Annotated in this window: 20 protein-coding genes; 5 read left to right on the top strand and 15 right to left on the bottom strand. The window is 75.5% G+C overall.

What is annotated here, in order from left to right:
- Window positions 1-3: 3 nt before the first annotated feature.
- Window positions 4-693: an iron-dependent transcriptional repressor DtxR gene (locus IE219_RS01315; RefSeq protein ID WP_031010751.1), complete on the bottom strand. Its 690-nt coding sequence runs from the start codon at window positions 691-693 to the stop codon at window positions 4-6.
- A gap of 184 nt (window positions 694-877) precedes the next feature.
- Between IE219_RS01315 and IE219_RS01310 the strand changes: the two genes are divergently transcribed.
- Window positions 878-1,669: an SIS domain-containing protein gene (locus IE219_RS01310; protein ID WP_189974523.1), complete on the top strand. Its 792-nt coding sequence runs from the start codon at window positions 878-880 to the stop codon at window positions 1,667-1,669.
- A gap of 83 nt (window positions 1,670-1,752) precedes the next feature.
- Here the strand turns inward: IE219_RS01310 and IE219_RS01305 are convergent, their stop codons facing one another.
- The 3 genes from IE219_RS01305 to IE219_RS01295 all read right to left on the bottom strand — a co-directional run bounded on the left by IE219_RS01305 (window position 1,753) and on the right by IE219_RS01295 (window position 5,244).
- On the bottom strand, window positions 1,753-3,111 hold the full coding sequence (locus IE219_RS01305) for a PAS domain-containing protein (protein ID WP_189974521.1): 1,359 nt from the start codon (window positions 3,109-3,111) through the stop codon (window positions 1,753-1,755).
- A 168-nt stretch (window positions 3,112-3,279) separates the two neighbouring features.
- The gene (locus IE219_RS01300; protein WP_189974519.1) at window positions 3,280-3,942 is read right to left on the bottom strand and encodes a response regulator; all 663 of its coding nucleotides are present in this window, start codon (window positions 3,940-3,942) and stop codon (window positions 3,280-3,282) included.
- A 96-nt stretch (window positions 3,943-4,038) separates the two neighbouring features.
- Window positions 4,039-5,244, bottom strand: coding sequence for a sensor histidine kinase (locus IE219_RS01295; RefSeq protein WP_189974517.1), 1,206 nt, complete (start codon window positions 5,242-5,244; stop codon window positions 4,039-4,041).
- A 106-nt stretch (window positions 5,245-5,350) separates the two neighbouring features.
- Between IE219_RS01295 and IE219_RS01290 the strand changes: the two genes are divergently transcribed.
- Entirely contained in the window at window positions 5,351-6,310 is a 960-nt protein-coding gene (locus tag IE219_RS01290) for an ABC transporter ATP-binding protein (protein ID WP_189974515.1), read from the top strand.
- On the top strand, window positions 6,307-7,050 hold the full coding sequence (locus IE219_RS01285) for an ABC-2 transporter permease family protein (protein WP_189974959.1): 744 nt from the start codon (window positions 6,307-6,309) through the stop codon (window positions 7,048-7,050). Before IE219_RS01290 ends, IE219_RS01285 begins: the two co-directional genes overlap by 4 nt.
- A 316-nt stretch (window positions 7,051-7,366) precedes the next feature.
- Here the strand turns inward: IE219_RS01285 and pdxH are convergent, their stop codons facing one another.
- Complete coding sequence (gene pdxH / locus IE219_RS01280) at window positions 7,367-7,993, bottom strand: pyridoxamine 5'-phosphate oxidase (RefSeq protein WP_189974958.1); 627 nt, start codon at window positions 7,991-7,993, stop codon at window positions 7,367-7,369.
- A gap of 286 nt (window positions 7,994-8,279) precedes the next feature.
- Between pdxH and IE219_RS01275 the strand changes: the two genes are divergently transcribed.
- Window positions 8,280-9,380, top strand: a complete 1,101-nt coding sequence (locus IE219_RS01275; protein WP_189974512.1) for a citrate synthase 2 — start codon at window positions 8,280-8,282, stop codon at window positions 9,378-9,380.
- Here the strand turns inward: IE219_RS01275 and IE219_RS01270 are convergent.
- Window positions 9,359-10,432: an isopenicillin N synthase family dioxygenase gene (locus IE219_RS01270; protein ID WP_189974510.1), complete on the bottom strand. Its 1,074-nt coding sequence runs from the start codon at window positions 10,430-10,432 to the stop codon at window positions 9,359-9,361. The genes IE219_RS01275 and IE219_RS01270 overlap by 22 nt on opposite strands.
- A 326-nt stretch (window positions 10,433-10,758) precedes the next feature.
- Between IE219_RS01270 and IE219_RS01265 the strand changes: the two genes are divergently transcribed.
- Window positions 10,759-11,718 (top strand): threonine/serine dehydratase family protein, encoded by a 960-nt coding sequence (locus IE219_RS01265; protein WP_189974957.1) that lies wholly within the window; start codon window positions 10,759-10,761, stop codon window positions 11,716-11,718.
- 76 nt (window positions 11,719-11,794) lie between these two features.
- On the opposite strand, the gene IE219_RS01260 is transcribed toward IE219_RS01265, so the two are convergent.
- The 9 genes from IE219_RS01260 to IE219_RS01220 all read right to left on the bottom strand — a co-directional run bounded on the left by IE219_RS01260 (window position 11,795) and on the right by IE219_RS01220 (window position 22,800).
- Window positions 11,795-12,379, bottom strand: coding sequence for a TetR/AcrR family transcriptional regulator (locus IE219_RS01260; RefSeq protein WP_189974508.1), 585 nt, complete (start codon window positions 12,377-12,379; stop codon window positions 11,795-11,797).
- Window positions 12,367-13,095 (bottom strand): enoyl-CoA hydratase family protein, encoded by a 729-nt coding sequence (locus IE219_RS01255; RefSeq protein ID WP_189974506.1) that lies wholly within the window; start codon window positions 13,093-13,095, stop codon window positions 12,367-12,369. The genes IE219_RS01260 and IE219_RS01255 overlap by 13 nt, the downstream gene beginning before the upstream one ends.
- The gene (locus IE219_RS01250) at window positions 13,092-14,663 is read right to left on the bottom strand and encodes an AMP-binding protein (protein ID WP_189974504.1); all 1,572 of its coding nucleotides are present in this window, start codon (window positions 14,661-14,663) and stop codon (window positions 13,092-13,094) included. The genes IE219_RS01255 and IE219_RS01250 overlap by 4 nt, the downstream gene beginning before the upstream one ends.
- Before the next feature lie 180 nt (window positions 14,664-14,843).
- Window positions 14,844-15,464: an excalibur calcium-binding domain-containing protein gene (locus IE219_RS31525; protein ID WP_229849525.1), complete on the bottom strand. Its 621-nt coding sequence runs from the start codon at window positions 15,462-15,464 to the stop codon at window positions 14,844-14,846.
- A gap of 135 nt (window positions 15,465-15,599) precedes the next feature.
- Window positions 15,600-16,733 (bottom strand): acyl-CoA dehydrogenase family protein, encoded by a 1,134-nt coding sequence (locus IE219_RS01240; protein ID WP_189974502.1) that lies wholly within the window; start codon window positions 16,731-16,733, stop codon window positions 15,600-15,602.
- Complete coding sequence (locus tag IE219_RS01235) at window positions 16,730-18,622, bottom strand: ATP-binding protein (protein ID WP_189974500.1); 1,893 nt, start codon at window positions 18,620-18,622, stop codon at window positions 16,730-16,732. Before IE219_RS01235 ends, IE219_RS01240 begins: the two co-directional genes overlap by 4 nt.
- 10 nt (window positions 18,623-18,632) lie before the next feature.
- On the bottom strand, window positions 18,633-20,237 hold the full coding sequence (locus tag IE219_RS01230; RefSeq protein WP_189974497.1) for an acyl-CoA carboxylase subunit beta: 1,605 nt from the start codon (window positions 20,235-20,237) through the stop codon (window positions 18,633-18,635).
- Entirely contained in the window at window positions 20,234-21,946 is a 1,713-nt protein-coding gene (locus tag IE219_RS01225) for an acyclic terpene utilization AtuA family protein (RefSeq protein WP_189974956.1), read from the bottom strand. The genes IE219_RS01230 and IE219_RS01225 overlap by 4 nt, the downstream gene beginning before the upstream one ends.
- Before the next feature lie 56 nt (window positions 21,947-22,002).
- Window positions 22,003-22,800, bottom strand: a complete 798-nt coding sequence (locus IE219_RS01220; protein ID WP_189974496.1) for a TIGR03084 family metal-binding protein — start codon at window positions 22,798-22,800, stop codon at window positions 22,003-22,005.
- Window positions 22,801-22,817 lie beyond the last annotated feature (17 nt).

The following is a 22,817-nucleotide window of genomic DNA, read 5'->3' as shown; positions in this document are numbered from 1 at the left end:
GGGTCAGCGCTTCGCGACGAAGACGTGCGCCGCGACCTCCGCGTCCAGCTCGGCCGCCTCGCCGCTGCTGCCGACCAGCACGCCGCCCGCCGACTCCGACACCGACACGACCGAGCCGGGCTGCACGCCCGCCCGCCGCAGCGTGTACATGAGCTGGGCGTCCGTCTGGATCGGCTCGCCGATCCGGCGCACGACCACCGTCTTGCCGCCGCTCGCGTCCAGGTCCGCCAGCGACACCATCGAGTCGTCGAGGAAGGACTCGGCCTCGGCCTTCTCGCCCAGCTCCTCCAGGCCCGGGATCGGGTTGCCGTACGGCGACTCCGTCGGGTGCCGCAGCAGCTCCAGTACGCGGCGCTCCACCGCCTCGCTCATCACGTGCTCCCAGCGGCACGCCTCCGCGTGGACCTGCTCCCACTCCAGGCCGATCACGTCCACGAGCAGGCACTCGGCGAGCCGGTGCTTGCGCATGACGCGCGTCGCGAGGCGGCGGCCCTCCTCGGTCAGCTCCAGGTGGCGGTCGGACGCCACGGCGACCAGCCCGTCCCGCTCCATGCGGGCCACCGTCTGGCTGACCGTGGGGCCGCTCTGGTCGAGCCGCTCCGCGATCCGGGCGCGCATGGGGACCACACCTTCCTCTTCGAGTTCGAGGATGGTGCGGAGATACATCTCCGTGGTGTCGATCAGTCCGGACATTCGTGCCCCTCGATGAGTCGTGCGCTGGCCCTGTGCCAATTCTTGCGCATCGGGCGGACAAGCGGACCGCGCCGGGGCGAGAGTGGGCGAGACGGGGACAGGGAGACCCCCGAGGCAGTATTGACAGAGCAATGGTCCAGACCGCACCGTGATCGGCGACCTCGACGACAAGGAGCTTCCTCACATGGGCGAGAACGCGGGCGGGAACGCGAACGCGAGCACGGCGGAGAGCAAGCTGGCGGGACGGTTCTTCGACGCGGCGATCGGCCTGCTCCAGCAGGTCCGCGACGAGGACGCCGCCGAGATCGCCGCCGCCGGAGCCGCCGTCGCCACAGCCGTCGCGAGCGGCAACCGCATCTTCACCTTCGGCGCCGGGCACTCCTCCCTGCCCGCCCAGGACGTCGTCTACCGGGCCGGCGGCCTGGCCCTGATGAACCTGCTCGTCGTCCCCGGCGTCGTCGGCGTCGACGTGATGCCCGCGACGCTCGGCTCCGCCCTGGAGCGGGTCGACGGACTCGCCGCAGCAGTCCTCGACACCTCCCCCATCGCCTCCGGCGACGTCCTCTTCATCATCTCCCTGTCCGGGCGCAACGCCCTGCCCGTCGAGATGGCCATGAACGCCCGCGCCCTCGGCGTCACCGTCGTCGGCGTGACCTCCACCGCGTACGCCACCGAGACGAAGTCCCGGCACGTGTCGGGGACGTACCTCAAGGACCACTGCGACATCGTCCTCGACTCGAAGATCGAGATCGGCGACGCGGAGCTGACCCACGACGGCATCGAGGCGCCCTTCGCCCCCGCCTCCACCGTCGTGACCAGCGCCCTCATGCAGGCCACCATGGCCGCCGCCGCCGAGGAGCTGGTCCGGCGCGGCATCGAGCCGCCGCTGCTGCGCTCCGGCAACGTCGACGGCGGCCACGAGTGGAACGGCCGCGTGATGACCGAGTACGCGGACCGGATCTTCTACCGGCACTGAGGCACGCGGCGCGGGCGGTACGGACCCCGGTCCGCACCGCCCGCGCCGGACGCCCCCCGCCGAACGCTCGCGCCGGACGCCCGTCAGGCGCCCGGGAGTTCGCCCGGCAGGTCCAGGCAGCCCGCCACCCGGGCCGCGACCGTCTCCGCGTACACCACGTCCGCGCGCTCGAAGGCGCCACGGGCCGCCGTGCGCAGGAAGGTCAGCACCCCGACCGTGCGGCCCCGGGAGCGCAGCGCCGTGCACAGGGCGTGCGCCGTGCCGGCGGGCCAGTGGCGCTCCTCCGCCCACCGCGCCGCGTCCCGCCCCGCCTCCGTCCGCACCGAACCCGCCCGGTCCCACGCCTGGAACGCCGGGTGATCGGAGCCGTACCGCTGCGGAAAACCGCCGGTCAGGCCCGCCGCCTCGTCGAAGCCCGCCCCCTCGGGGGCGCCGCCCGGCGAGGCCACCGCCCGGGTCAGCCGGCGGCCGCCCGCCACCCGGTCCACCAGACCGTGGTCGGCGAACCCGGCCAGCGCGAAGTCGAGCAGCACCGCCACCGCCTCCGCCGGGTCCGCGTACTCCGCCGCCGCCACGCCCGCCCGGTGCAGCTGGGCCCAGCGGAACCGGGTCCGGTCCGCCTCCCGGGCCGCCCGCCGCTCCTCCGTCACGTCCTGGAACAGCCACGCCACCCCCAGCGGCACCGGCTCCTCCGTCATCGGCGACGACAGCCGCACGAAACCGCTGCGCCAGCACCGCCGCCGCTCTCCCCCGCCCGCGCCGGGCCGCGCCGCGAGCGTCACCCACAGGTCCGCCGGGGCGGGCGGGGCACCCTCCGCCAGCACGTGCTGGAGCGCCCCCTCCAGCTCCTCCACGCCCCCCGCGACCACCTCGCCCAGCGGGCGGCCGAGGAGCGCCGTGCGGCCCGCGCCGATCGCCCGCGCCGCGTGGTCGTTGACCACCGCCGGGCGCAGATCGGCGTCGACCAGGACGACCCCCCAGGGCGCGTCGTCGAACAGCGCCTCGCTCAGCGCGATCGACCGCTCCAGGTCGATCTGCACGTGCACCTCGCTGAAGGCGCAGTACACCCCGGCCGGCCGGCCGTCCGCGGCGCGCACCCCGGCCGTCTGGCAGCGCACCAGGACCCGGCCGCCGTCCTTGCGGAGCAGCGCCAGCTCGTGCACCTGGCGGCCCGGCGTCCGCATCGCCCCCATCACCCGGGCCAGCGTGCGGGCCGCGTCGGCGCTGCGCGCCGCCCAGCCGTCGAAGCCCCGCCGCCCCACGGCCTCCGCCGCGGGCCAGCCGAGGATCCGCTCGGCCTCGCGGTTCCAGTGCGTGATCGTCCCGTCCGCGTCCAGCGCGCACAGCGCCGCGTCCATCCCGTCGAGCAGCGCGGCCAGCAGATCCGCCCCGGCCTCCGGGGCCGGAACGGTGTCCCGCGCGGCCCCCGTGAAAGCACTCACCTGGCACTCCCCCCGGTAACCCCCCTGACGCAGGCCATTCAACTGGAACGTGACCCATCCCACACCGGGTTCGGCGAAACGTCTTCGGGAACCCTTCGCCGGCCCCCGCCGGGTCCCCTCGCGGGGGCCGTACGGGCATCCGCCGGTGGCACGTGACGGCGGCAGCGGTCAGGCCGGGGCGACGAAACCCGACTCGTACGCGGCGATCACCGCCTGGGTCCTGTCCCGGGCACCGAGCTTCGCCAGGATGGCGCTGACGTGCGACTTCACCGTCTCGGTGCCCACGATCAGCCGCGCCGCGATCTCCGCGTTCGACAGTCCCCTGGCCATCAGGCGCAGCACGTCCTCCTCCCGCTCGGTCAGCCCCGCGCGGGCCAGCGCCTCCCGGGCCCGTGCCCCGCCGCGCTCCCGCCCGTACGCGGCGGCCAGCTCCCGGACGGCCGCCGGGAAGAGCAGCGAATCGCCCTCCGCGACCAGCCGGACCGCGTGCACGATCTCCGCCGGGCGGGCCCGCTTGAGGAGGAAGCCGTCGGCACCCGCGCGCAGCGCCCCGTACACGTACTCGTCGTTCTCGAACGTGGTGACCACCAGGATCTTCGGCGGCGCGGCCACCGTGCGGAGCACCGCCGAGGTCGCCTCGATGCCGTCCATCAGCGGCATCCGGACGTCCATCGCCACCACGTCCGGGCGCAGCGAGCGGACCAGCGGGACGACGGCCGCGCCGTCCGCCGCCTCCCCCACCACCTCGATGTCGGGCTGGGCCTCCAGGACCACCCGCAGGCCGGCCCGGACCAGGGGTTCGTCGTCGACGAGAAGGACCTTGATCACCATCGTGCCAGCGTAGGGAGTCTCCTTCGGATCGGGCCAGGCTCGCGGGGTCCGGCCCGATCCGAAAGAAACTTCCCGGCCGGCCGCCCCGGCGCGGGATCAGCGCAGGGGCAGGGTGACCTCCACCCGCCACTCGCCGTCCCGCACCCCCGCCCACGCCTCGCCGCCCAGCAGCGCCGCCCGCTCCCGGACGCCCCGCAGCCCGCTGCCCGAACCGGCCGCGGCGGGCGGCCGGCCGGCCGGGACCGGATTGGCCACCCGCAGCAGGAAGCGGGACGGCTCCGCCGCCACCCGGACGGTCACCGGGACCGGGCCCGCGTGCCGCAGCGCGTTCGTCAGCGCCTCCTGGAGCATCCGGTACGCCTCCCGGGAGACCGGCCCCGGCAGCTCCTCCACCGGCCCCGTCACCTCCGCCGACACCCGCGCCCCGGACGAGCGGGCCGACTCCAGGAGCCGGGCCGCCTCCTCCAGGCCCGGGGCCGCGCCGCGCGGCCCGCCCTTCTCCCGGAGCAGCAGCAGCACCCGCTCCAGGTCCTCCAGGGCGGCCCGGCCGCTCTCCTCGATCGCCGCGAGCGCCCGGTCGGTGAACTCCGGATCGCCCGCCGCCCGCGCCGCGCCCGCCTGCACCACGGCCAGGGTGAGCGCGTGGCCCAGCGAGTCGTGCAGCTCGCGGGCGATCCTGTTCCGCTCCAGGAGCCGCTCCGTGCGCTCCTCCAGGGCCGTCATCCGCTCCTTCACCGACGGGCCGAGCAGCCGGAGCGCCACCCGGGTCTCCAGCCGCCCGGCCCCGACCACCAGGGCCAGCAGAAGAAACAGCGGGAGCGGCGCGAGGAAGCCGCCGCCCGGCACCCCCGGCCGGGGCAGCGCCCCCGCCACCGGCTCCTCCACCGACGTGCCGGACAGCACCAGCGCGCACTGGAGCAGCCAGACGGAGACGATCCAGACCGCGAGACCCGCCTCCATCCGGAAGACCGCCCACAGGGCCGTCCTGCCCCGGTCCGCCCAGGACGCCGACGGGGTCGCGGAGATGCCCGTCCCGGCCTCCCCGGCGCCCCGCACGCGCGCGTGCTTGCCGGGGAAGAGCATCAGGCGCGCCTGGAGGCCCTCGGCGCGGCGGGCCGAGGGGAGCAGGGCGAGGGCCGCCACCGGCGGGACCGGCAGCAGGCCGGCGACCAGCCAGTCGGCGACGGTCGGCGAGGAGAGGCCGGGATAGATCAGCCCGGCGGCGATCGGCACCACCGCGCCGATCATCAGGTGCAGCCAGCGGGTGTAGGTGACCGCGCGGACCAGGGGGCGCAGGAACATCCCGTCATCCTCGCAGCGGCGCCCGCGCGGCTCCTCCCCCGCGCGGGGGAGACGGTCCCCCCTCGCCGGGGATGGCCCGGGGCCGCCCGGCGGCCAGGCTGGTGCCATGACCAGCATCGACGTCAGGAACCTCACCAAGGAGTACCGCGGCCGGCAGGTGACCCGCGCCGTGGACGGGCTGACCTTCCGGGTCGAGCCGGGCCGCGTCACCGGCTTCCTGGGCCCCAACGGCGCCGGGAAGTCGACCACCATGCGGCTCGTCCTCGGCCTCGACCGGCCGACGTCGGGCACCGCCACCGTCGGCGGCCGCCCGTACGTGACGCTGGCCGAGCCGCTGCGCGCGGTCGGCGCGCTCCTCGACGCGCAGGCCGCGCACCCGTCCAGGACTGGCCGGAACCACCTGCGCCTTCTCGCCGCCTCCAACGGACTGCCGGAGCGCCGGGTGGCCGAGGTGCTGGACGAGACCGGTCTGGCGGACGCGGCCGGGCGCCGGATCCGCACCTACTCGCTGGGCATGCGGCAGCGGCTCGGGATCGCCGCCGCGCTGCTGGGCGACCCCGGGGTGCTGATGCTGGACGAGCCCGCCAACGGCCTGGACCCGGAGGGCATCGTCTGGATCCGGGGGCTGCTGCGCCGGCTGGCCGCCGAGGGTCGCACGGTGCTGGTCTCCAGCCACCTCATGAACGAGACTTCGGCCTTCGCCGACCACCTGGTGGTCCTCGGCCGGGGCCGGCTGCTCGCGGACGTGCCGACGCGGGACTTCATCGACGCCCACAGCCAGGACCGGGTCCGGGTGCGCACCGGGGACCCGGTGCGGCTGCGGGCCGTGCTCCGGGCGAAGGGGTGGACGGTCGGCGAGGCCCCGGACGGGGACGGCCGGTGGGTGGTGGAGGGCGCCTCCGCCGAGGAGATCGGGGCGGCCACCGCCCGCGAGGGCATCCCGGTCTTCGAGCTGGCCGGCGAGCGCGCCTCGCTGGAGCAGGCGTACCTGGCCCTCACCGCGGAGGCCGCCCAGTTCACCACCCGTACCGCCGCGTCCCCCGCCGCTTCCCCGCAGGAGGTCTGACCGTGTCCGCCACCGCCGTGCTCCGCTCCGAGTGGATCAAGATCTGGTCGGTCCGCTCGGTCGCCGGTCCGCTGGTCGCCGTCCTCGTCTCCGCCCTGGCCATCGCCCTGGTCACCTTCCCGAACATCGGGCGGGAGCAGGCGGCGACCGAGGAGCTGGACCCGCTGTTCTGGCTCTACTACCCGCTGAACTTCGTGCAGATCGCCGCCATCGCCTTCGGCGCCACCGCCGCCTCCTCCGAGTACCTGAACGGGGCGCTGCGGAACTCGCTGGCGGCCGTGCCGCGCCGGGGCCTGTTCTACGGGGCGAAGGCGCTGGTCGTGGGGGCGCTCGCGCTGGCCGTGGGCGTGGTGTCCGGGTTCGTCATGTTCTTCACGGCCAACGCCTTCCTCGGGGAGTACGCCATCGGGATCGGCGAGCCGGGGGCGCTGCGGTCCTGCTTCGGCGCCGGCCTCTACCTGGCCCTGATCGCGCTGTTCTCGATGGGGCTGGCCTTCCTGCTGCGCAGCGCGGTCGCGGTGCTGAGCCTGCTGGTGCCGTTCATCCTCATCGTCTCCTTCGTCGTCGTCGGCTTCTCCGAGGGAGTGGCGGCCTGGCTGCCGGACCGGGCCGGGCAGCAGATCCTGTACCAGGAGCACACCGGGCCGCTGGGGCCCTGGACCGGGATCGGGGTGACCGCCCTGTGGGCCGGTGCCGCCCTGCTCGCGGGGTGGTGGGCGGTGCGCCGACGGGACGTCTGAGGGACGCGGTCAATTCGCTTGTGGGGGTCGGCGGGGGTTCGTAGGGTGGGGGTACACGCGAAAGGAGGTGATCCGGAAAAATGATTTCTTTTCGGACTCGTGAGGTGACTGCGGGCTAAGGCCTGCCGTCGCACGATGTGCACCTCGGCAGGCCCTCTGCCGAAACCCCAGCAGTCACCCGACCCGTGGGCCGCCGGTCAGTCCGGCCGGCTCCCGTCCGAACCTAGGCGGACGGGACCGAGGCCCACGGGTCGTTCGCGTTCTCCGGAGCCGTACGGGCTCCGCGAAGCCGCTGCTCCGCGGCCCCGGGCGCGGCTCAGGGGGCGAGCCGCTCGACCCGCCAGCCCTCGCCCGCGCGGACATACCGCAGCCGGTCGTGCAGGCGGTTCTCGTGCCCCTGCCAGAACTCGACCGCCTCCGGGACCACCCGGAAGCCGCCCCACTCCGGGGGCACCGGCACCTCGCCGCGGTCCGGATGGCGGGCCGCCAGCTCCTCGTAGCGGTCCAGGAGCGCCTGCCGGGAGGGGATCACCCGGGACTGCTCGCTCGCCCAGGCGCCCAGCTGGGAGCCGTGCGGGCGGGTGCGGAAGTAGGCGGCGGTCTCCTCGCGGGAGGTGCGGGCGGCCCGGCCGGTGACGATGACCTGGCGGGCCAGCGGGTGCCAGGGGAAGAGCAGCGAGACGTACGGGTTCGCGGCCAGCTCGGTGCCCTTGCGGGAGCCGTAGTTGGTGAAGAAGACGAAGCCGGCGCCGTCGTAGTGCTTGAGCAGGACCGTCCGGGACGAGGGGCGCCCGTCGGGGGTCGCGGTCGAGACGACCATCGCGTTCGGCTCGTGGATCGCCGGACTGGCGGCGGTCTCCTTGAACCAGAGCGCGAACTGCCCGATCGGGTCGGGCGCGAGGTCCGCGGGGGACAGCTCCTTGGTGCGGTACTGCTCGCGCATGTCGGCGGGGTCCAGAGCGTCGGTCACGGGCCCATCCTGCCGCAGCCGCCCGGGCCGCCCGCCACCGCGGGGTGCCGCCGCGCGCCCGGGTCCGCCCGCCGGACCGGCACCCCAGTCTGCCCGCCCCGGCGGGCCGCCAATCCTTCGTCGCCGGATCGGCGCAGTGTGCCGGATGTCACGCTTCCCCGCATCATCGGAACCGTACAGACTCGACGGCGGCATGGCTGTCGAGTCCCTCCAGCCGCCACCGTTCGGGTGATCGATCATCGATAGAAGGAGCCGCCTGATGTCCGACTTCGTACCGGGCCTCGAAGGAGTCGTCGCGTTCGAGACCGAGATCGCCGAGCCCGACAAGGAGGGCGGCGCGCTCCGCTACCGCGGCGTGGACATCGAGGACCTCGTCGGCCACGTCTCCTTCGGCAACGTGTGGGGCCTGCTCGTCGACGGCGCCTTCAACCCCGGCCTGCCGGCCGCCGAGCCCTTCCCGATCCCGGTCCACTCCGGCGACATCCGGGTCGACGTGCAGTCCGCGCTCGCCATGCTCGCCCCCGTCTGGGGCCTCAAACCGCTCCTCGACATCTCCCCCGAGCAGGCCCGCGACGACCTCGCCCGCGCCGCCGTCATGGCCCTGTCCTACGTCGCCCAGTCGGCGCGCGGCCAGGGCGTGCCGATGGTGCCGCAGAGCGAGATCGACAAGGCCGAGTCCATCGTCGAGCGGTTCATGATCCGCTGGCGCGGCGAGCCGGACCCGAAGCACGTCAAGGCCGTCGACGCCTACTGGACCTCGGCCGCCGAGCACGGCATGAACGCCTCCACCTTCACCGCCCGCGTCATCGCCTCCACCGGCGCCGACGTGGCCGCCTCGCTCTCCGGCGCGGTCGGCGCCATGTCCGGCCCGCTGCACGGCGGCGCGCCCTCCCGCGTCCTCGGCATGATCGAGGAGATCGAGCGGACCGGCGACGCGACCGCCTACGTGAGGCAGGCGCTCGACAAGGGCGAGCGGCTGATGGGCTTCGGCCACCGCGTCTACCGGGCCGAGGACCCGCGCGCCCGCGTGCTGCGCCGGACCGCCAAGGAGCTGGCGGCGCCGCGCTTCGAGGTCGCGGAGGCGCTGGAGAAGGCGGCCCTGGAGGAGCTGCACAACCGCCGCCCGGACCGGGTGCTGGCGACGAACGTCGAGTTCTGGGCGGCGATCGTGCTGGACTTCGCCGAGGTCCCGGCGCACATGTTCACGTCGATGTTCACCTGTGCCCGGACGGCCGGCTGGTCGGCGCACATCCTGGAGCAGAAGCGCACCGGCCGCCTGGTCCGCCCGTCGGCCCGCTACACGGGCCCCGGGCAGCGGGACCCGCGCGAGATCGAGGGCTACGCCGACATCGCCGGCTGATCCGGGCGCCCCTCGGGGCGCAGCAGCAGGTCCGCGTGGTGGCGGGCGGCCACCAGGGGATGTGCGCGCATCTTTCCCTTGAGGGCGTTGCGGCCGTACTCGGCGAACAGCGGGTTCGCCGGGTCGGTCGTGACGCCGGGGGCGGCGGAGGCGTACGGGAAGTCCAGCGGGGCGATCCGGGCGTCGAGCCGGGGGTTGTAGAAGAACGGGACGGAGAAGCGCTCCGTCGCGCCGGGCGGGGAGACCACCCGGTGGTTGGTCGCGAGCAGGTAGCCGTCGGTGGCGACTTCGAGGAGTTCGCCGAGGTTGACGACGAAGGCGCCGGGCAGCGGCGGCACGTCGTGGAAGTTCCCGTCCTCGCGCTGCACCTGGAGCCCGCCGACGCGGTCCTGGAGCAGCAGGGTCAGGAAGCCGTAGTCCTTGTGCGCGCCGACGCCCTGGTCGTCGCCCTCGCCGCTGCTGCCCGGGTAGCGGACCAGCTTGAGCTGCGGGTGGGCGTGCGGGCCGAAGGCGCCGTCGTAGAAGTCGGGGGCCGCGCCGATGGAGGCGAGCAGCTCGCGCAGCAGCTTCGCCGCGACGCCGCTGAGCCGGTCGATCCAGTGCAGGGCGGCGGTGCGCAGCTCCGGCAGCGCCTCGGGCCACTGGTTGGGGCCCTCCAGCCAGCCGTAGGCGGGCTCCCAGGGGGCGGGCGCGCGGGCGGGCCGCTCGGCGCCGATGTCGAGCTGGTCGCGCCAGTCCCGGGCCCCCCGGGTGCGCTCGTCGCCGATCCGGGTGTAGCCGCGGAAGTGCGGCGAGTTGATGTTGTCGAGGGCCAGCCGGTCCGCCTCGGGCAGCGCGAAGAAGGCGCGCGTGGCGTCGGTGAGGGCCTTCGTCTCCGCCTCGGTCACGCCGTGCCCGACAAGCTGGAAGAAGCCGACGTCGTGGGCGGCGGAGTGCAGCTGGGCGTGGAGCAGCCGGCGGGCGTCGGGGCCGCGGTCGGCGGCGGAGAGGTCGACGATCGGGAGCTGGGAGGCGTACGGGAGGGAGGGGGCGGGAGTGGTGCTGAGGCTCATGGGTGCGTCCGCGGGGTGTACGGGTCCCGGGGCGGCCGCCGGGGGTGGGGCGGGGGCCGCGGGTACCGGTCGACAAGGTCGGTGGAGGGACCCTGCGGGGCGTACGTGGTGGCGCCCCCGGGTCAGGCGGCGCGGCGACAGCTCATGCTCGTGACGCGGACGAAGTCCACGTGACGGCGGCGTACGAGCGGAGGCATGGGACCAGCGTACTGCGGCCCCGTGGAAAGAGGTGTGGCCCGGGTCACAGCGGATCGTGAGGGCCGGGGCCCCGGCGTCTGACCGTACGGCCCCGGGCGCCGGGGCCGTACGGCACAGTGGGCGGCGTGCTGATCACCGTCGCGGACGTCGAAGCCGCTGCCGAACGCCTCACCGGACACGTCGTACGGACCCCGGTCCTGCCCAGTCCCGGACTGACCGCGCTGCTCGGCGCGGACGTCACCGTCAAGCTCGAACTCCTCCAGCGCACCGGCTCGTTCAAGGCGCGCGGGGCGGTCGCCAAGCTCCTCTCGCTCACCCCCGGGGAGCGGGCGGCCGGCGTCGTCGCGGTCAGCGGCGGCAACCACGGCGTCGCGCTCGCCGTCATGGCCGGGGCGCTCGGCGTGCGGGCCACCGTCGTCATGCCGCGCACCGCCCCGGCCCGCGCCGTCGAGACCGCGAGGGCCGCCGGGGCGGAGGTCCGGCTCGCCGACACCATGCCCGCCGCCTTCGCCCTGATGGACGAGCTGCGGGACGCCGGGCTCGCCGTCGTCCACCCCTTCGACGACCCGCTCGTGGTCGCCGCCCAGGGCACCGTCGGCCTGGAGTTCGCCGAGGACGCGGGCGAGCTCACCGACGTCCTCGTCAGCATCGGCGGCGGCGGGCTGATCGCGGGCGTCGCCACCGCGCTGCGCGCCCGCCGCCCCGGCGTCCGGATCTGGGGCGTCGAGACCGAGGGCGCCCAGGCCATGACGGCCGCGCTCGCCGCCGGCGGCCCGGTGCCGGTCGCGCTCTCCTCGATCGTGTCGACGCTGAGCGCCCCCAGCGCCTCCGCGCTCACCCACGCGCACGCCGCCGCCCTCGTCGAGGACGTGATCACGGTGACCGACGCGGAGGCCGTGCGCGGCGTCCTGGACCTGGCCGAGCACGCCAAGGTGTGGGCCGAGCCCGCCGCTGGCTGCCTGCTCCCGGCCGCCCGCCGGGTCCTGGACCGGGTCGGCCCCGGCGCCCGCCTCGGCCTGGTCGTCTGCGGCGGCAACGCCACCACCGCCGACGTCACCGCCTGGGCCGACCGCCTCGGCGTCCGCTGAGCCACCGCCCCGGCCCGCCGCGAGGGCCCGTCGGTCAGACGGACCCGTACCGCCACCTCGGGCCCCCTCCGTCGTCTCAGTCCGCCGTGAGGGTTTCGTCGATCAGGCGGGCCCACTGGGCCACCACCCGGTCGCGGCGGGCCGTGTCGTCGGTCAGCAGCGTCGCCAGGCCGAGGCCCCGGGCCATGTCCAGGAGGCCCTGGACCGTCTCGCGGACGCCCGGCCGGGACTCGTCGGCGCCCAGCAGCTCGACGGCGATGCGGTGCGACTCGCGGCCCACCCGGGCCTCCAGCTCCGCCACCCGGTCGCGGAGCTGGTCCTCGTGGGCGGCCGCCACCCACAGCTGGAGCGCGGCCCGGAACAGCGGGCCGGTGAAGAGGCCGACCAGCGCGGCGACGGTCTGCTCCCGGTCGTCGGTGGGCAGCGCCCGCAGCGCCTGCGAGCGCTCCTCCGCCACGTACTCCACCGCCGCCGTGAACAGGTCCTCCCGGGTCGGGAAGTGGTGCTGGGCCGCGCCCCGCGACACCCCGGCCCGCTCGGCGACCACGGCCACCGTGGAACCCGCCCAGCCGACGTCGGCCAGGCAGGCCACGGCGGCCTCCAGGAGCCGCTGCCGGGTGGCGCGGCTCCGGTCCTGCTTGGGTGCGGTCACAACCGCCATGCGGGGTCCCGTCGTTCGAGGAAGGCCGTCATGCCCTCGCGCGCCTCGGCGGAGGCGAAGAGCGTGGCCGACCTCTGGACGAGTTCCTCCGCGTCGCGCTCGAAGGCTGCCAGGACTCTAGCGGTGACCAGCCGCTTCGACTCGCGCAGGCCCTGCGGGGAACCGGCCCGCAGCCCGTCCAGGATCGCCGGAAGCTCCTCCTCCCCGGCCGTCACCAGGCCCATGGCGCGCGCCTCGGGCACCCCGAACCGCTCGCCGGTGAGGTAGTACCGGGCGGCGGCGCGCGGGTCGAGCCGGGGCAGCAGCGTCAGGGAGATCACCGCCGGGGCGACCCCGATCCGCACCTCGGTGAGCGCGAAGTCCGCGCCCTCGCCCGCCACCACGACGTCGCAGGCGCCGAGGAGGCCGAGGCCGCCCGCGCGGGCCCTGCCCCCTGCGGCGACGTGTCCGACGACGGGCTTCGGCAGCTCCACGACCTGCCGGAGCAGGTCGACGAAGGCGTACGGGCTGGGCGGGGCCTTCAGGTCGGCGCCCGCGCTGAAGGTGGTGCCGGTGTGGGTGAGGACGACCGCCCGCACCGCCGGGTCCTCGCCCGCCCCGGCGAGCGCGTCGGCGAGGCCGGTGACGAGGGCCGCCGAGAGGGCGTTGCGGGTGTCGGGGGAGTCCAGGGCCAGGGTGACGATCCCCCGCTCCTCGGTGACGACGATCGGGCTCACGCGCGCTCCCTCAGTTCTCGGCGGAGGATCTTCCCGGAGGCTGCCCGGGGCACGGCGTCGACGAACTCGACGGCCCGGACCTTCTTGTACGGGGCGACGCGGGCGGCCACGTGGGCCATGACCTCCTCGGCGGTGAGCCCGGCGGCGGCGGGCTGGCGGACCACGAACGCCTTCGGGATCTCGGCGCCCTCGGCGTCGGTCACCCCGATCACGGCGGCGTCCGCGACGCCCTCGTGGGTGAGCAGCAGCGCCTCCAGTTCGGCCGGGGCGACCTGGAAGCCCTTGTACTTGATCAGCTCCTTGACCCGGTCCACGACGTACAGCCAGCCGTCGGCGTCGACCCGGCCGACGTCGCCGGTGTGCACCCAGCCGTCCGCGTCGATCATCGCTGCGGTGGCGTCGGGCCGCCCCAGGTACCCCTTCATCACCTGCGGGCCCCGGATGGCGATCTCGCCCTCCGCGCCGGGCGCCGCGTCCTTCGCCGGGTCGTCCAGGTCGAGGACGCGCAGCTCGGTGGAGGGCAGCAGCCTGCCGACGGTGCCGGGCGGCGGGTCCGCCTCGGAGAGCGGGGTGACGTGGGTGCCCGGGGACAGTTCGGTCATGCCGTACGCCTGCCGGACCGGCGGCAGTCCGAGCCGCCGGGAGCACGCCTCGGCGAGGGCCGCGTCGAGCGGGGCGGCGGCGGAGACCAGGTACTCCAGCGAGGACAGGTCGTAGTCGGCGACGGCCGGGTGCTTGGCGAGCGCGAGGACGATCGGCGGGGCGACGTACAGGCCGTTGATGCGGTGCTTCTGGACGGCGCCGAGGAAGGTGTCCAGGTCGAAGCGGGGCAGCACGACGACGGTGGCGCCCTTGCGCAGCGGCGCGTTCATCAGGGCCGTGAGGCCGTAGATGTGAAAAAAGGGAAGTACGGCGAGAATTCGGTCGCCGGGGCCCATCGGGATGAAGGGGTCGAGCTGCGCCAGGTTGGTGGCGATGGAGGCGTGCGTGAGCATCACGCCCTTGGGGACGCCGGTGGTGCCGGAGGAGTACGGGAGGGCGGCGACGTCCTCGGCGGGGTCGATGGCGATCTCCGGCTCGGGCGCGGTGGAGCCCAGGAACTCCTGGAGCGACCTGGCCCCGTCCGCCGCCGCGTCGCAGACGAGGATCTCCTCGACGCCGCCCGCGAGTTCGGCCGCCGCGCGGGCGGCGGGGAGCAGCGGGGAGACGGTCACGATCCAGCGCGCGGCCGAGTCCCGGAGCTGTTTGGCGAACTCCTCGGGGGTGGCCAGCGGGTGGACGGTGGTGACGGCGGCCCCGGCGCGGGTGGCGGCGTAGAAGGCGACCGGGAAGAGGACGGTGTTGGGGCTGTGCAGCGCGAGCACGTCGCCCTTGCGCACCCCGGCCTCCGCGAGCCCGGCGGCGACCCGCCGGTGGAAGGCGTCCACCTGCGCGTAGCTGAGGGTCAGGTCGCCGGCCCCGTCGATCAGGGCGGGCGCGTCGCCGTACGCGGCGGCCCCGCCCAGGACGGCGTCGTGGATGGGGAGGGAGAGGACGGGAACGGGGTCGTACGCGCTGCGGAACACCATCTGCGGCCTCCTGGCGGGGCGGGGGACGGGGCGGGGCGGCGGTCGCCGGGCCGCCCCCGAGGGGGCGGGTGGGGACGACCCTGTCAGCGCCCCGCAAAACAAGCAAGCACGCATGCATGATTCACGGGTGCGGAACGGGCCCGGGGGCGGCGGGCACCGGGCCCGCCGCCCCCGGGGCGGTCAGTTCTCGCAGGCGACGCCGTCGCCGTCGCGGTCCAGTTTGCGGCTGTAGCCGGGGTCGCCCGCGTAGATGGGGGCGGCACCCGCGGCGCGGACGGCGGCGCAGTTGGCGTAGTACGGCTCCGGGTCCGGCTCGGCGGTCTCCGGGGGCCGAGTGGTCTGCGGCGGCAGCTTCGGCTTCAGGGTCTTCGGGGCCTGGGTGGTCGGCTCCGGCTCCGGCTCGGGCGCCCGGGTGGTCGGGTCCGGGGAGGGCGCCTCGGTGGTGGGCTCCGGCGTCGGGGTCGCGGTCGTCGGCTCCGGGCTCGGGCTCTCGGTCGTCGGCTCCGGGGACGGGCTCTCGGAGGTCGGGGCGGGCGCCGGGCTCGCCGTCACCGCCGGCTTCGGGTCGCCCTCCGGGGCCTTCTCCTCCGGGGGTATGACCAGCACCAGGAGGAACCACAGCCCGGAGAGGACCGACGCCACGGCCTTCGTACGGGTCGTCCAGTGGCCGAGCCAGGCCAGGGCGATGCCCGCCGGCGGGAGCAGCACGAGCAGGGTGATGATCAGCGCCGGATGCTGCCACCAGCGGCGCTGGGGCCGCCAGGCCGGGGGCGGCTGGTACGGGTGGGGCTGCGGGTGCACGGGGGGCTCCGGGACTGAAGGGCGCGCGCGGCGCGGGGCGGGGTGCCCAGGATCGTACACAGGATCTTCACAGGAGAACCCCCTCGTGCGGAGATCCGGTCACGGCCGCCCCCGCCCCGCCCCTCGCCCCTCGTGTCAGTACGACTTCGGCAGCCCCAGGGTCTGGTGGGAGACGAAGTTGAGGATCATCTCCCGGCTGACCGGGGCGATCCGGGCCACCCGGGAGGCGGCGATCAGCCGGGCGAGGCCGAACTCCTTGGTGAGGCCGTTGCCGCCGAGGGTGTGGACGGCGGTGTCGACGGCCTTCACGCACGCCTCGGCCGCCGCGTACTTCGCCATGTTGGCGGCCTCGCCCGCGCCCATGTCGTCGCCCGCGTCGTACAGCCGGGCCGCCTTCCGCATCATCAGGCGGGCGAGTTCGAGCTCGATGCGGGACTGGGCGAGCGGGTGGGCGATGGCCTGGTGGGCGCCGATCGGGGCCTTCCAGACCTGCCGCTCCTTGGCGTAGGCGACGGCCCGGTCGAGGGCGAAGCGGCCCATGCCGATCGCGAACGCGGCCGTCATGATCCGCTCCGGGTTGAGCCCCGCGAACAGCTGGAGCAGTCCCGCGTCCTCGTCGCCGACGAGCGCCTCGGCAGGGAGGTGGACGTCGTCGAGGGTGAGCTCGAACTGCTTCTCCGCCGCGTCGAGTTCCATCTCGATGTGGCGGCGGCCGAAGCCCGGAGTGTCGCGCGGCACGATGAAGAGGCACGCCTTGAGGTTCCCGGTGCGGGCGTCGGAGGTGCGGCCCACGATCAGGGTGGCGTCGGCGATGTCGACGCCGGAGACGAAGACCTTCCGGCCGTTGAGCGTCCAGCTGTCGCCGGTGCGGGTGGCGGTGGTGGTGATCCGGTGCGAGTTGGAGCCCGCGTCGGGCTCGGTGATGCCGAAGGCCATCGTCCTCGACCCGTCCGCGAGCCCCGGCAGCCAGGCCCGCTTCTGCTCCTCGGTGCCGAAGCGGGCGATGACCGTGCCGCAGATCGCGGGCGAGACGACCATCATCAGGAGCGGGGCCCCGGCGGCGCCCGCCTCCTCCAGGACGAGGGAGAGCTCGGCCATGCCGCCGCCCCCGCCTCCGTACTCCTCCGGCAGGTTGACGCCCAGGTAGCCGAGCTTTCCGGCCTCCTCCCACAGGGCGGCCCGGTCGAAGCCGGGGCCGTGCCGGTGGCCGAGGGCGGCGACGGCGGCGCGGAGCGCGGTGTGTTCCGGCGACTCGATGTCGGTGCTCATACGGTCTGGTCCTCCTGTGCTTCGGTCTGGACGACGGCGAGCAGGGCGCCGACCTCGACCTGGCGGCCGGGGGCGGCGTGGAGCGCGGTGAGCGTGCCGGAGGCGGGAGCGGTGACGCGGTGCTCCATCTTCATCGCCTCCAGCCAGAGCAGGGGCTGCCCGGCCTCGACGCGGTCGCCGGGGGCGAGGCCGTCCGCGACCCTGACGACGGTGCCGGGCATGGGCGCGAGGAGGGACCCGGGCAGGGTCCGCTCGCGCGGGTCGGTGAAGCGGGGGCGGGCGGTGAGCCGGTACGGGCCCGCGCAGACCAGGCCGTCGGGGTACTCCGCCACCTCGAAGTCCCGGACGACTCCGGCGACTTCGAGCCGGACCCGGTCGGGCGCGGCGCTGACGGCCCGGACGCCCCCGGGGGCCAGGACCTCGAAGCCGCCGTCCCGGGCGGGCCGGTAGCGGACCTCCGGCAGGCCCTCGTAGCTCCGGGTCTCGTCGCCGGAGCGGACGTTGCGCCAGCCGCCGCCGAAGCGGCCCCGGCGGGCGGCGGCCCCGGCGAGCGCGGCGGCGACGGCCGCGTGCGCCCGGCCCTCCGGGGCGGCGGTCAGGGCGGGGAGGTGGCGGTCGTAGAAGCCGGTGCCGAGGCGGGCCGGGTCGGCGAGGTCGGGGTGGCGCAGGGAGGCGACGAGGAGGTCGCGGTTGGTGGCGGGGCCGTGCAGCCGGGCCCGCTCCAGGGCGTGGGCGAGCTTGCGCAGGGCGGCCTCGCGGGTGGGCGCGCGGACGATGACCTTGGCGAGCATGGCGTCGTAGTGGACGCCGACCGCGTCTCCGGAGGCGTAACCGGTGTCCACCCGCACGCCGTCCCCGGCAGGCAGTTCGAAGCGGTGCAGGACGCCGGTCTGCGGGGCCCAGCCGGCGGCCGGGTCCTCGGCGTAGAGCCGGGCCTCGACCGCGTGGCCCCGGGCGGGCGGCGGCTCGGCGGGCAGCGCCCGGCCCTCGGCGACGGCGAGCTGGAGGGCGACGAGGTCGACGCCGTGGACCTCCTCGGTGACGGGGTGCTCGACCTGGAGGCGGGTGTTCATCTCCAGGAAGTGCGCCCGCCCGTCGGCGACCAGGAACTCGACCGTGCCGGCGCCGGTGTAGCCCACGGCCTTCGCGGCGCGGACCGCCGTGTCCAGGAGGGACGCCTCCAGGGCGGCGGACAGGCCGGGCGCGGGCGCCTCCTCGATCACCTTCTGGTGGCGGCGCTGGAGGGAGCAGTCCCGGGTGCCGAGCGCCCACACCGTGCCGTGGGTGTCGGCGAGGACCTGTACCTCGACGTGCCGGCCGCCCTCCACGTACGGCTCGACGAAGACCTCGCCGTCCCCGAAGGCGCTCGCGGCCTCCGCCGAGGCGGACGCCATCTCCCCTTCCAGGGCGGTGAGTTCGCGGACGATCCGCATGCCCCGGCCGCCGCCGCCGGCCGCCGCCTTCACCAGGACCGGCAGGTCGGCGGCGGTGACGGCGGCCGGGTCGAGCGGGGCGATGCCGAGGAGTTCCTTGGCGCGGGTCTTCGACGCCATCGCCTCGACGGCCTCCGGCGGCGGCCCGATCCAGGTCAGTCCGGCGGCGGTGACGGCACGGGCGAAGTCCGCGCTCTCGGAGAGGAAGCCGTAGCCGGGGTGGACCGCGTCGGCGCCCGCCGCGAGCGCCGCCGCCACGACGAGGTCGCCGCGCAGGTACGTCTCCGAGGGCGCGGCCCCCGGCAGCCGTACCGCCGTGTCCGCCTCCCGCACGTGCAGGGCGTCCGCGTCCGCGTCGGAGTGGACGGCGACGGTCGCGATGCCCAGCTCCCGGCAGGTGCGGAAGACGCGGCAGGCGATCTCGCCCCGGTTGGCCACAAGGACGGAGGTGATCAACGAAGGTGCCTCACATTCGGAAGACGCCGAAGCCGCCGCGCGCGCCCTCGACCGGTGCCGTGTGGATCGCGGACAGGCACAGTCCGAGGACCGTGCGGGTGTCGCGGGGGTCGATGACCCCGTCGTCGTAGAGCCGGCCGGAGAGGAACATCGGGAGGGACTCGGACTCGATCTGCGCCTCGACCAGGGCGCGCAGCCCGGCGTCGGCCTTGTCGTCGTAGGACTGCCCCTTCGCGGCGGCCGACGCGCGCGCCACGATGGACAGGACGCCCGCGAGCTGCTGGGGGCCCATGACGGCGGACTTGGCGCTGGGCCAGGCGAAGAGGAAGCGGGGGTCGTAGGCGCGGCCGCACATGCCGTAGTGCCCGGCGCCGTAGCTCGCGCCCATGAGGACGGAGAGGTGCGGGACCCGGGAGTTCGACACCGCGTTGATCATCATGGCGCCGTGCTTGATGATGCCGCCCTGCTCGTACTCCCTGCCGACCATGTAGCCGGTGGTGTTGTGGAGGAACAGCAGCGGGATGTCCCGCTGGTTGGCGAGCTGGATGAACTGGGCGGCCTTCTGCGACTCGGCGGAGAACAGCACGCCCCGCGCGTTGGCGAGGATGCCGACGGGGTAGCCGTGCAGCCGGGCCCAGCCGGTGGTCAGCGACGATCCGTACAGCGGCTTGAACTCGTCGAAGTCGGAGCCGTCGACGAGGCGGGCGATCACCTCGCGCGGGTCGAAGGGCGTCTTCAGGTCGCCGGGCACGATCCCGAGGAGCTCCTCCGGGTCGTACTTCGGCGGCTCGTAGGCCGCCGGGTCCGGATCGGGGTGCGCCTTGCGGTGGTTGAGGCGGGCGACGATCCGGCGGGCCTGCCGGATCGCGTCGGGCTCGTCCACCGCGTAGTGGTCGGCGAGCCCGGAGACCCGGGCGTGCATCGCCGCCCCGCCCAGCGACTCGTCGTCGCTCTCCTCGCCGGTCGCCATCTTCACCAGCGGCGGCCCGCCGAGGAAGACCTTCGACCGCTCCTCGATCATCACCGTGTGGTCGGACATGCCGGGCACGTAGGCGCCGCCGGCCGTGGAGTTGCCGAAGACGACCGCGATCGTGGGAATGCCCGCCGCCGAGAGCCGGGTGAGGTCGCGGAAGAGCGCCCCGCCGGGGATGAAGATCTCCTTCTGGGAGGGCAGGTCGGCGCCGCCGGACTCGACGAGGGAGATCACCGGGAGCCGGTTGGCGTACGCGATCTCGTTGGCGCGCAGCGCCTTCTTCAGGGTCCACGGGTTGGAGGCGCCGCCGCGCACGGTCGGGTCGTTGGCGGTGATCAGGCACTCGACGCCCTCCACCACCCCGATGCCGGTCACCAGGGACGCGCCCACGGGGTAGTCGCTGCCCCAGGCGGCGAGCGGGGAGAGTTCCAGGAAGGGGCTGTCGGGGTCCACCAGGAGCTCGATCCGCTCCCGGGCGAGCAGCTTGCCGCGCCGGCGGTGCCGCTCCGTGTACTTCTCGCCGCCGCCCGCGAGCGCCCGGGCGTGCTCGGCGTCGAGCGCGGCGAGCTTCTCCAGCATGGCGGCCCGGTGGGCGGCGTGGTCGGGTCCGCCGGTGTCGAGGGCGGAGGCGAGGACGGTCACAGCAGGGTCTCCGGGAGGTCGAGGTGGCGGGAGCGGAGCCATTCGCCGAGGGCCTTGGCCTGCGGGTCGAAGCGGGCCCGCGAGGCGACGCCCTCGCCGAGGAGCCCGGCGACGGTGAAGTTCAGCGCCCGCAGGTTCGGCAGCACGTGCCGGGTGACGGGCAGTCCGGCCGTCTCGGGGAGCAGTGCGCGGAAGAGGTCGGCGGTGAGGGTGTGGACGAGCCACCGCCACTCCTCCTCGGTGCGCACCCACACGCCCACGTTGGCGTCGCCGCCCTTGTCGCCGCTGCGGGCGCCCGCGATCCGCCCCAGCGGGGCGCGGACCACCGGGCCCGGGGGCGGTGGCGGCGGCAGGTCGGGCTCGGGCACCGGTTCCAGGACCCGGCTGTCCGGCGGTACGGGGACGGCGGTACGGGTCCCGTCGGGGAGCACGGCCGTGTGCGGGACGTCGGCGGCGGGCACGTACGCGGTCTCGAAGACCCCGTAGGGGGCGCCCCGGCCGGGCGGGGCGGTGACGTGGAAGCCGGGGTAGCTGGCGAGGGCCAGTTCGATCGCGGCCCCCGTCAGGTCGCGGCCCACCCGGTCGGGGTCGGGGTCGCGGACGACGAGCCGCAGCAGGGCGCTGGCGGTCTCCTCGGTCGGCGCGTCCTCCCGGTCGGTGCGGGCCAGTTCCCAGCGGACCTCGGCGGGCGGCGCGGCGGCGAGCGCGGCCCCGACCTGCTCCCGGACGAGGGCGGCCTTGGCGTCGACGTCGAGGCCGGTGAGGACGAAGACGACCTCGTTGCGGTGGCCGCCGAGGCGGCAGCCGCCCGCCTTGAGGGTGGGCGGCGGGGCCTCGCCCCGCACCCCCTCGATCCGCACCCGGTCCGGCCCGTCCTGGACGAGCCGCACGGTGTCGAGGCGGGCGGTCGCGTCGGGTCCGGCGTAGCGGGCGCCGGAGGTCTCGTACAGGAGCTGGGCGGTGACCGTGCCGACGTCGACGGCGCCGCCGGTGCCGGGGTGCTTGGTGACGACCGCCGACCCGTCCCCGTACAGCTCGGCGAGCGGGAAGCCGGGCCGTGCCAGGGCCTTCGGGTCGCGCTCGGCGAGCTCCCGGAAGAAGGCGTAGTTGCCGCCGGTGGCCTGGGTGCCGCACTCCAGGACGTGCCCGGCGACGACCGCCCCGGCCAGCCGGTCGTACTCCTCGGGCCCCCAGCCGAACCACCACTGGGCGGGGCCGGTGACGAGGGCGGCGTCGGTGACCCGGCCGGTGACGACGACGTCGGCGCCGGCGGCGAGGCAGGCGGCGATCCCGCCGCCGCCCAGGTAGGCGTTGGCGGTCAGGACGCCCGGTCCGGGCGGCAGCGCGTCGCCCTCGACGTGGGCGACGCGGGTCGGCAGGCCGAGCTTGGCGGCCAGCTCCCGCAGGGCGGCGGCGAGCCCGGCCGGGTTGAGCCCTCCGGCGTTGGCGACGATCCGGACGCCGCGCTCGTGGGCGAGCCCGAGGCCCTCCTCCATCTGCCGCAGGAAGGTCTTGGCGTACCCCGCCGACGGGTCCTTGAGGACGTCGCGGCCGAGGATGAGCATGGTGAGTTCGGCGAGGTAGTCGCCGGTGAGGACGTCGAGTCCGCCGCCGGTCAGCATCTCGCGGACGGCGTCGAAGCGGTCGCCGTAGAAACCGGAGGCGTTCCCGATCCGCAGGACCCGCCCCGCCGCACCCGGTCCGGCCACCGCCGGTCCCGTCACGGCCCGGCCCTCGGCGCCCCGCCCCGCCGCACCCGGTCCGGTCACGGCCTGGCCTCCTCGCGGGCCGGGCGGCCCGCGCCCGCCGGTCCGGCGAACGCCTGCGCGAAGGAGAGCCAGCGCTCGGCGTCGGCACCCTCGGCGACGAGGGCGGTGTCGTCCCGGTGGATCCGCTGGGTGACCAGGAGGCAGAAGTCGAGCGCGTCGCCGGTGACCCGCTGGGCCGCGTCCTCGGGGCCGTACGTCCACGACGTGCCGTCCGGGGCGGTGAGTTCGACCCGGACCGGGTCCGGCGGCGGCTGCTCGCCGCGCACCAGATAGGCGTAGCCGCGGGCCCGGTGGCCGATCCAGGCGACGTGCCGCAGCCGGGCGGTGGGCGTGCGGACGGCCCCCAGGGCGTCGGCCACGTCCTGGCCGTGCGCCCAGGTCTCCATCAGCCGGGCGGTGGCCATCGCGGGGGCGCTCATCGGCGGCCCGTACCAGGGGAAGCGGCCGCCGGGCGGCACCGCGCGCAGGGCCCGCTCCAGCCGCTCCCGGCCGTCGCGCCAGCGGGCGAGGAGCACGTCCGGCGGCAGCGCGGCCCCCTCCTCGGCCCCCTCGTCGACGAACCGCTCGGGCGCGGCCGGCGCCTTCTCCACCTCGGCCGCGAAGCCCTCCGCGTCGGTGACGGCGAGCAGCGCGGCCCGGTCCGTCCAGGCGAGGTGCGCGATCTGGTGGGCGAGGGTCCAGCGCGGGGCGGGGGTGGGGCGGGACCAGTCCGCCGGGGTCAGGTCGGCGACGAGGGCGTCGAGTTCGTCGCCCTCGGCGCGGAGGTCGACGAGGACGTCGACGGGGTCGGACACGGTGCGCTCCCCTCGGG

The organism is Streptomyces termitum, assembly GCF_014650175.1.
GTDB lineage: Bacteria > Actinomycetota > Actinomycetes > Streptomycetales > Streptomycetaceae > Streptomyces > Streptomyces termitum.
This window is presented reverse-complemented; position numbering and strand designations above follow the sequence as displayed.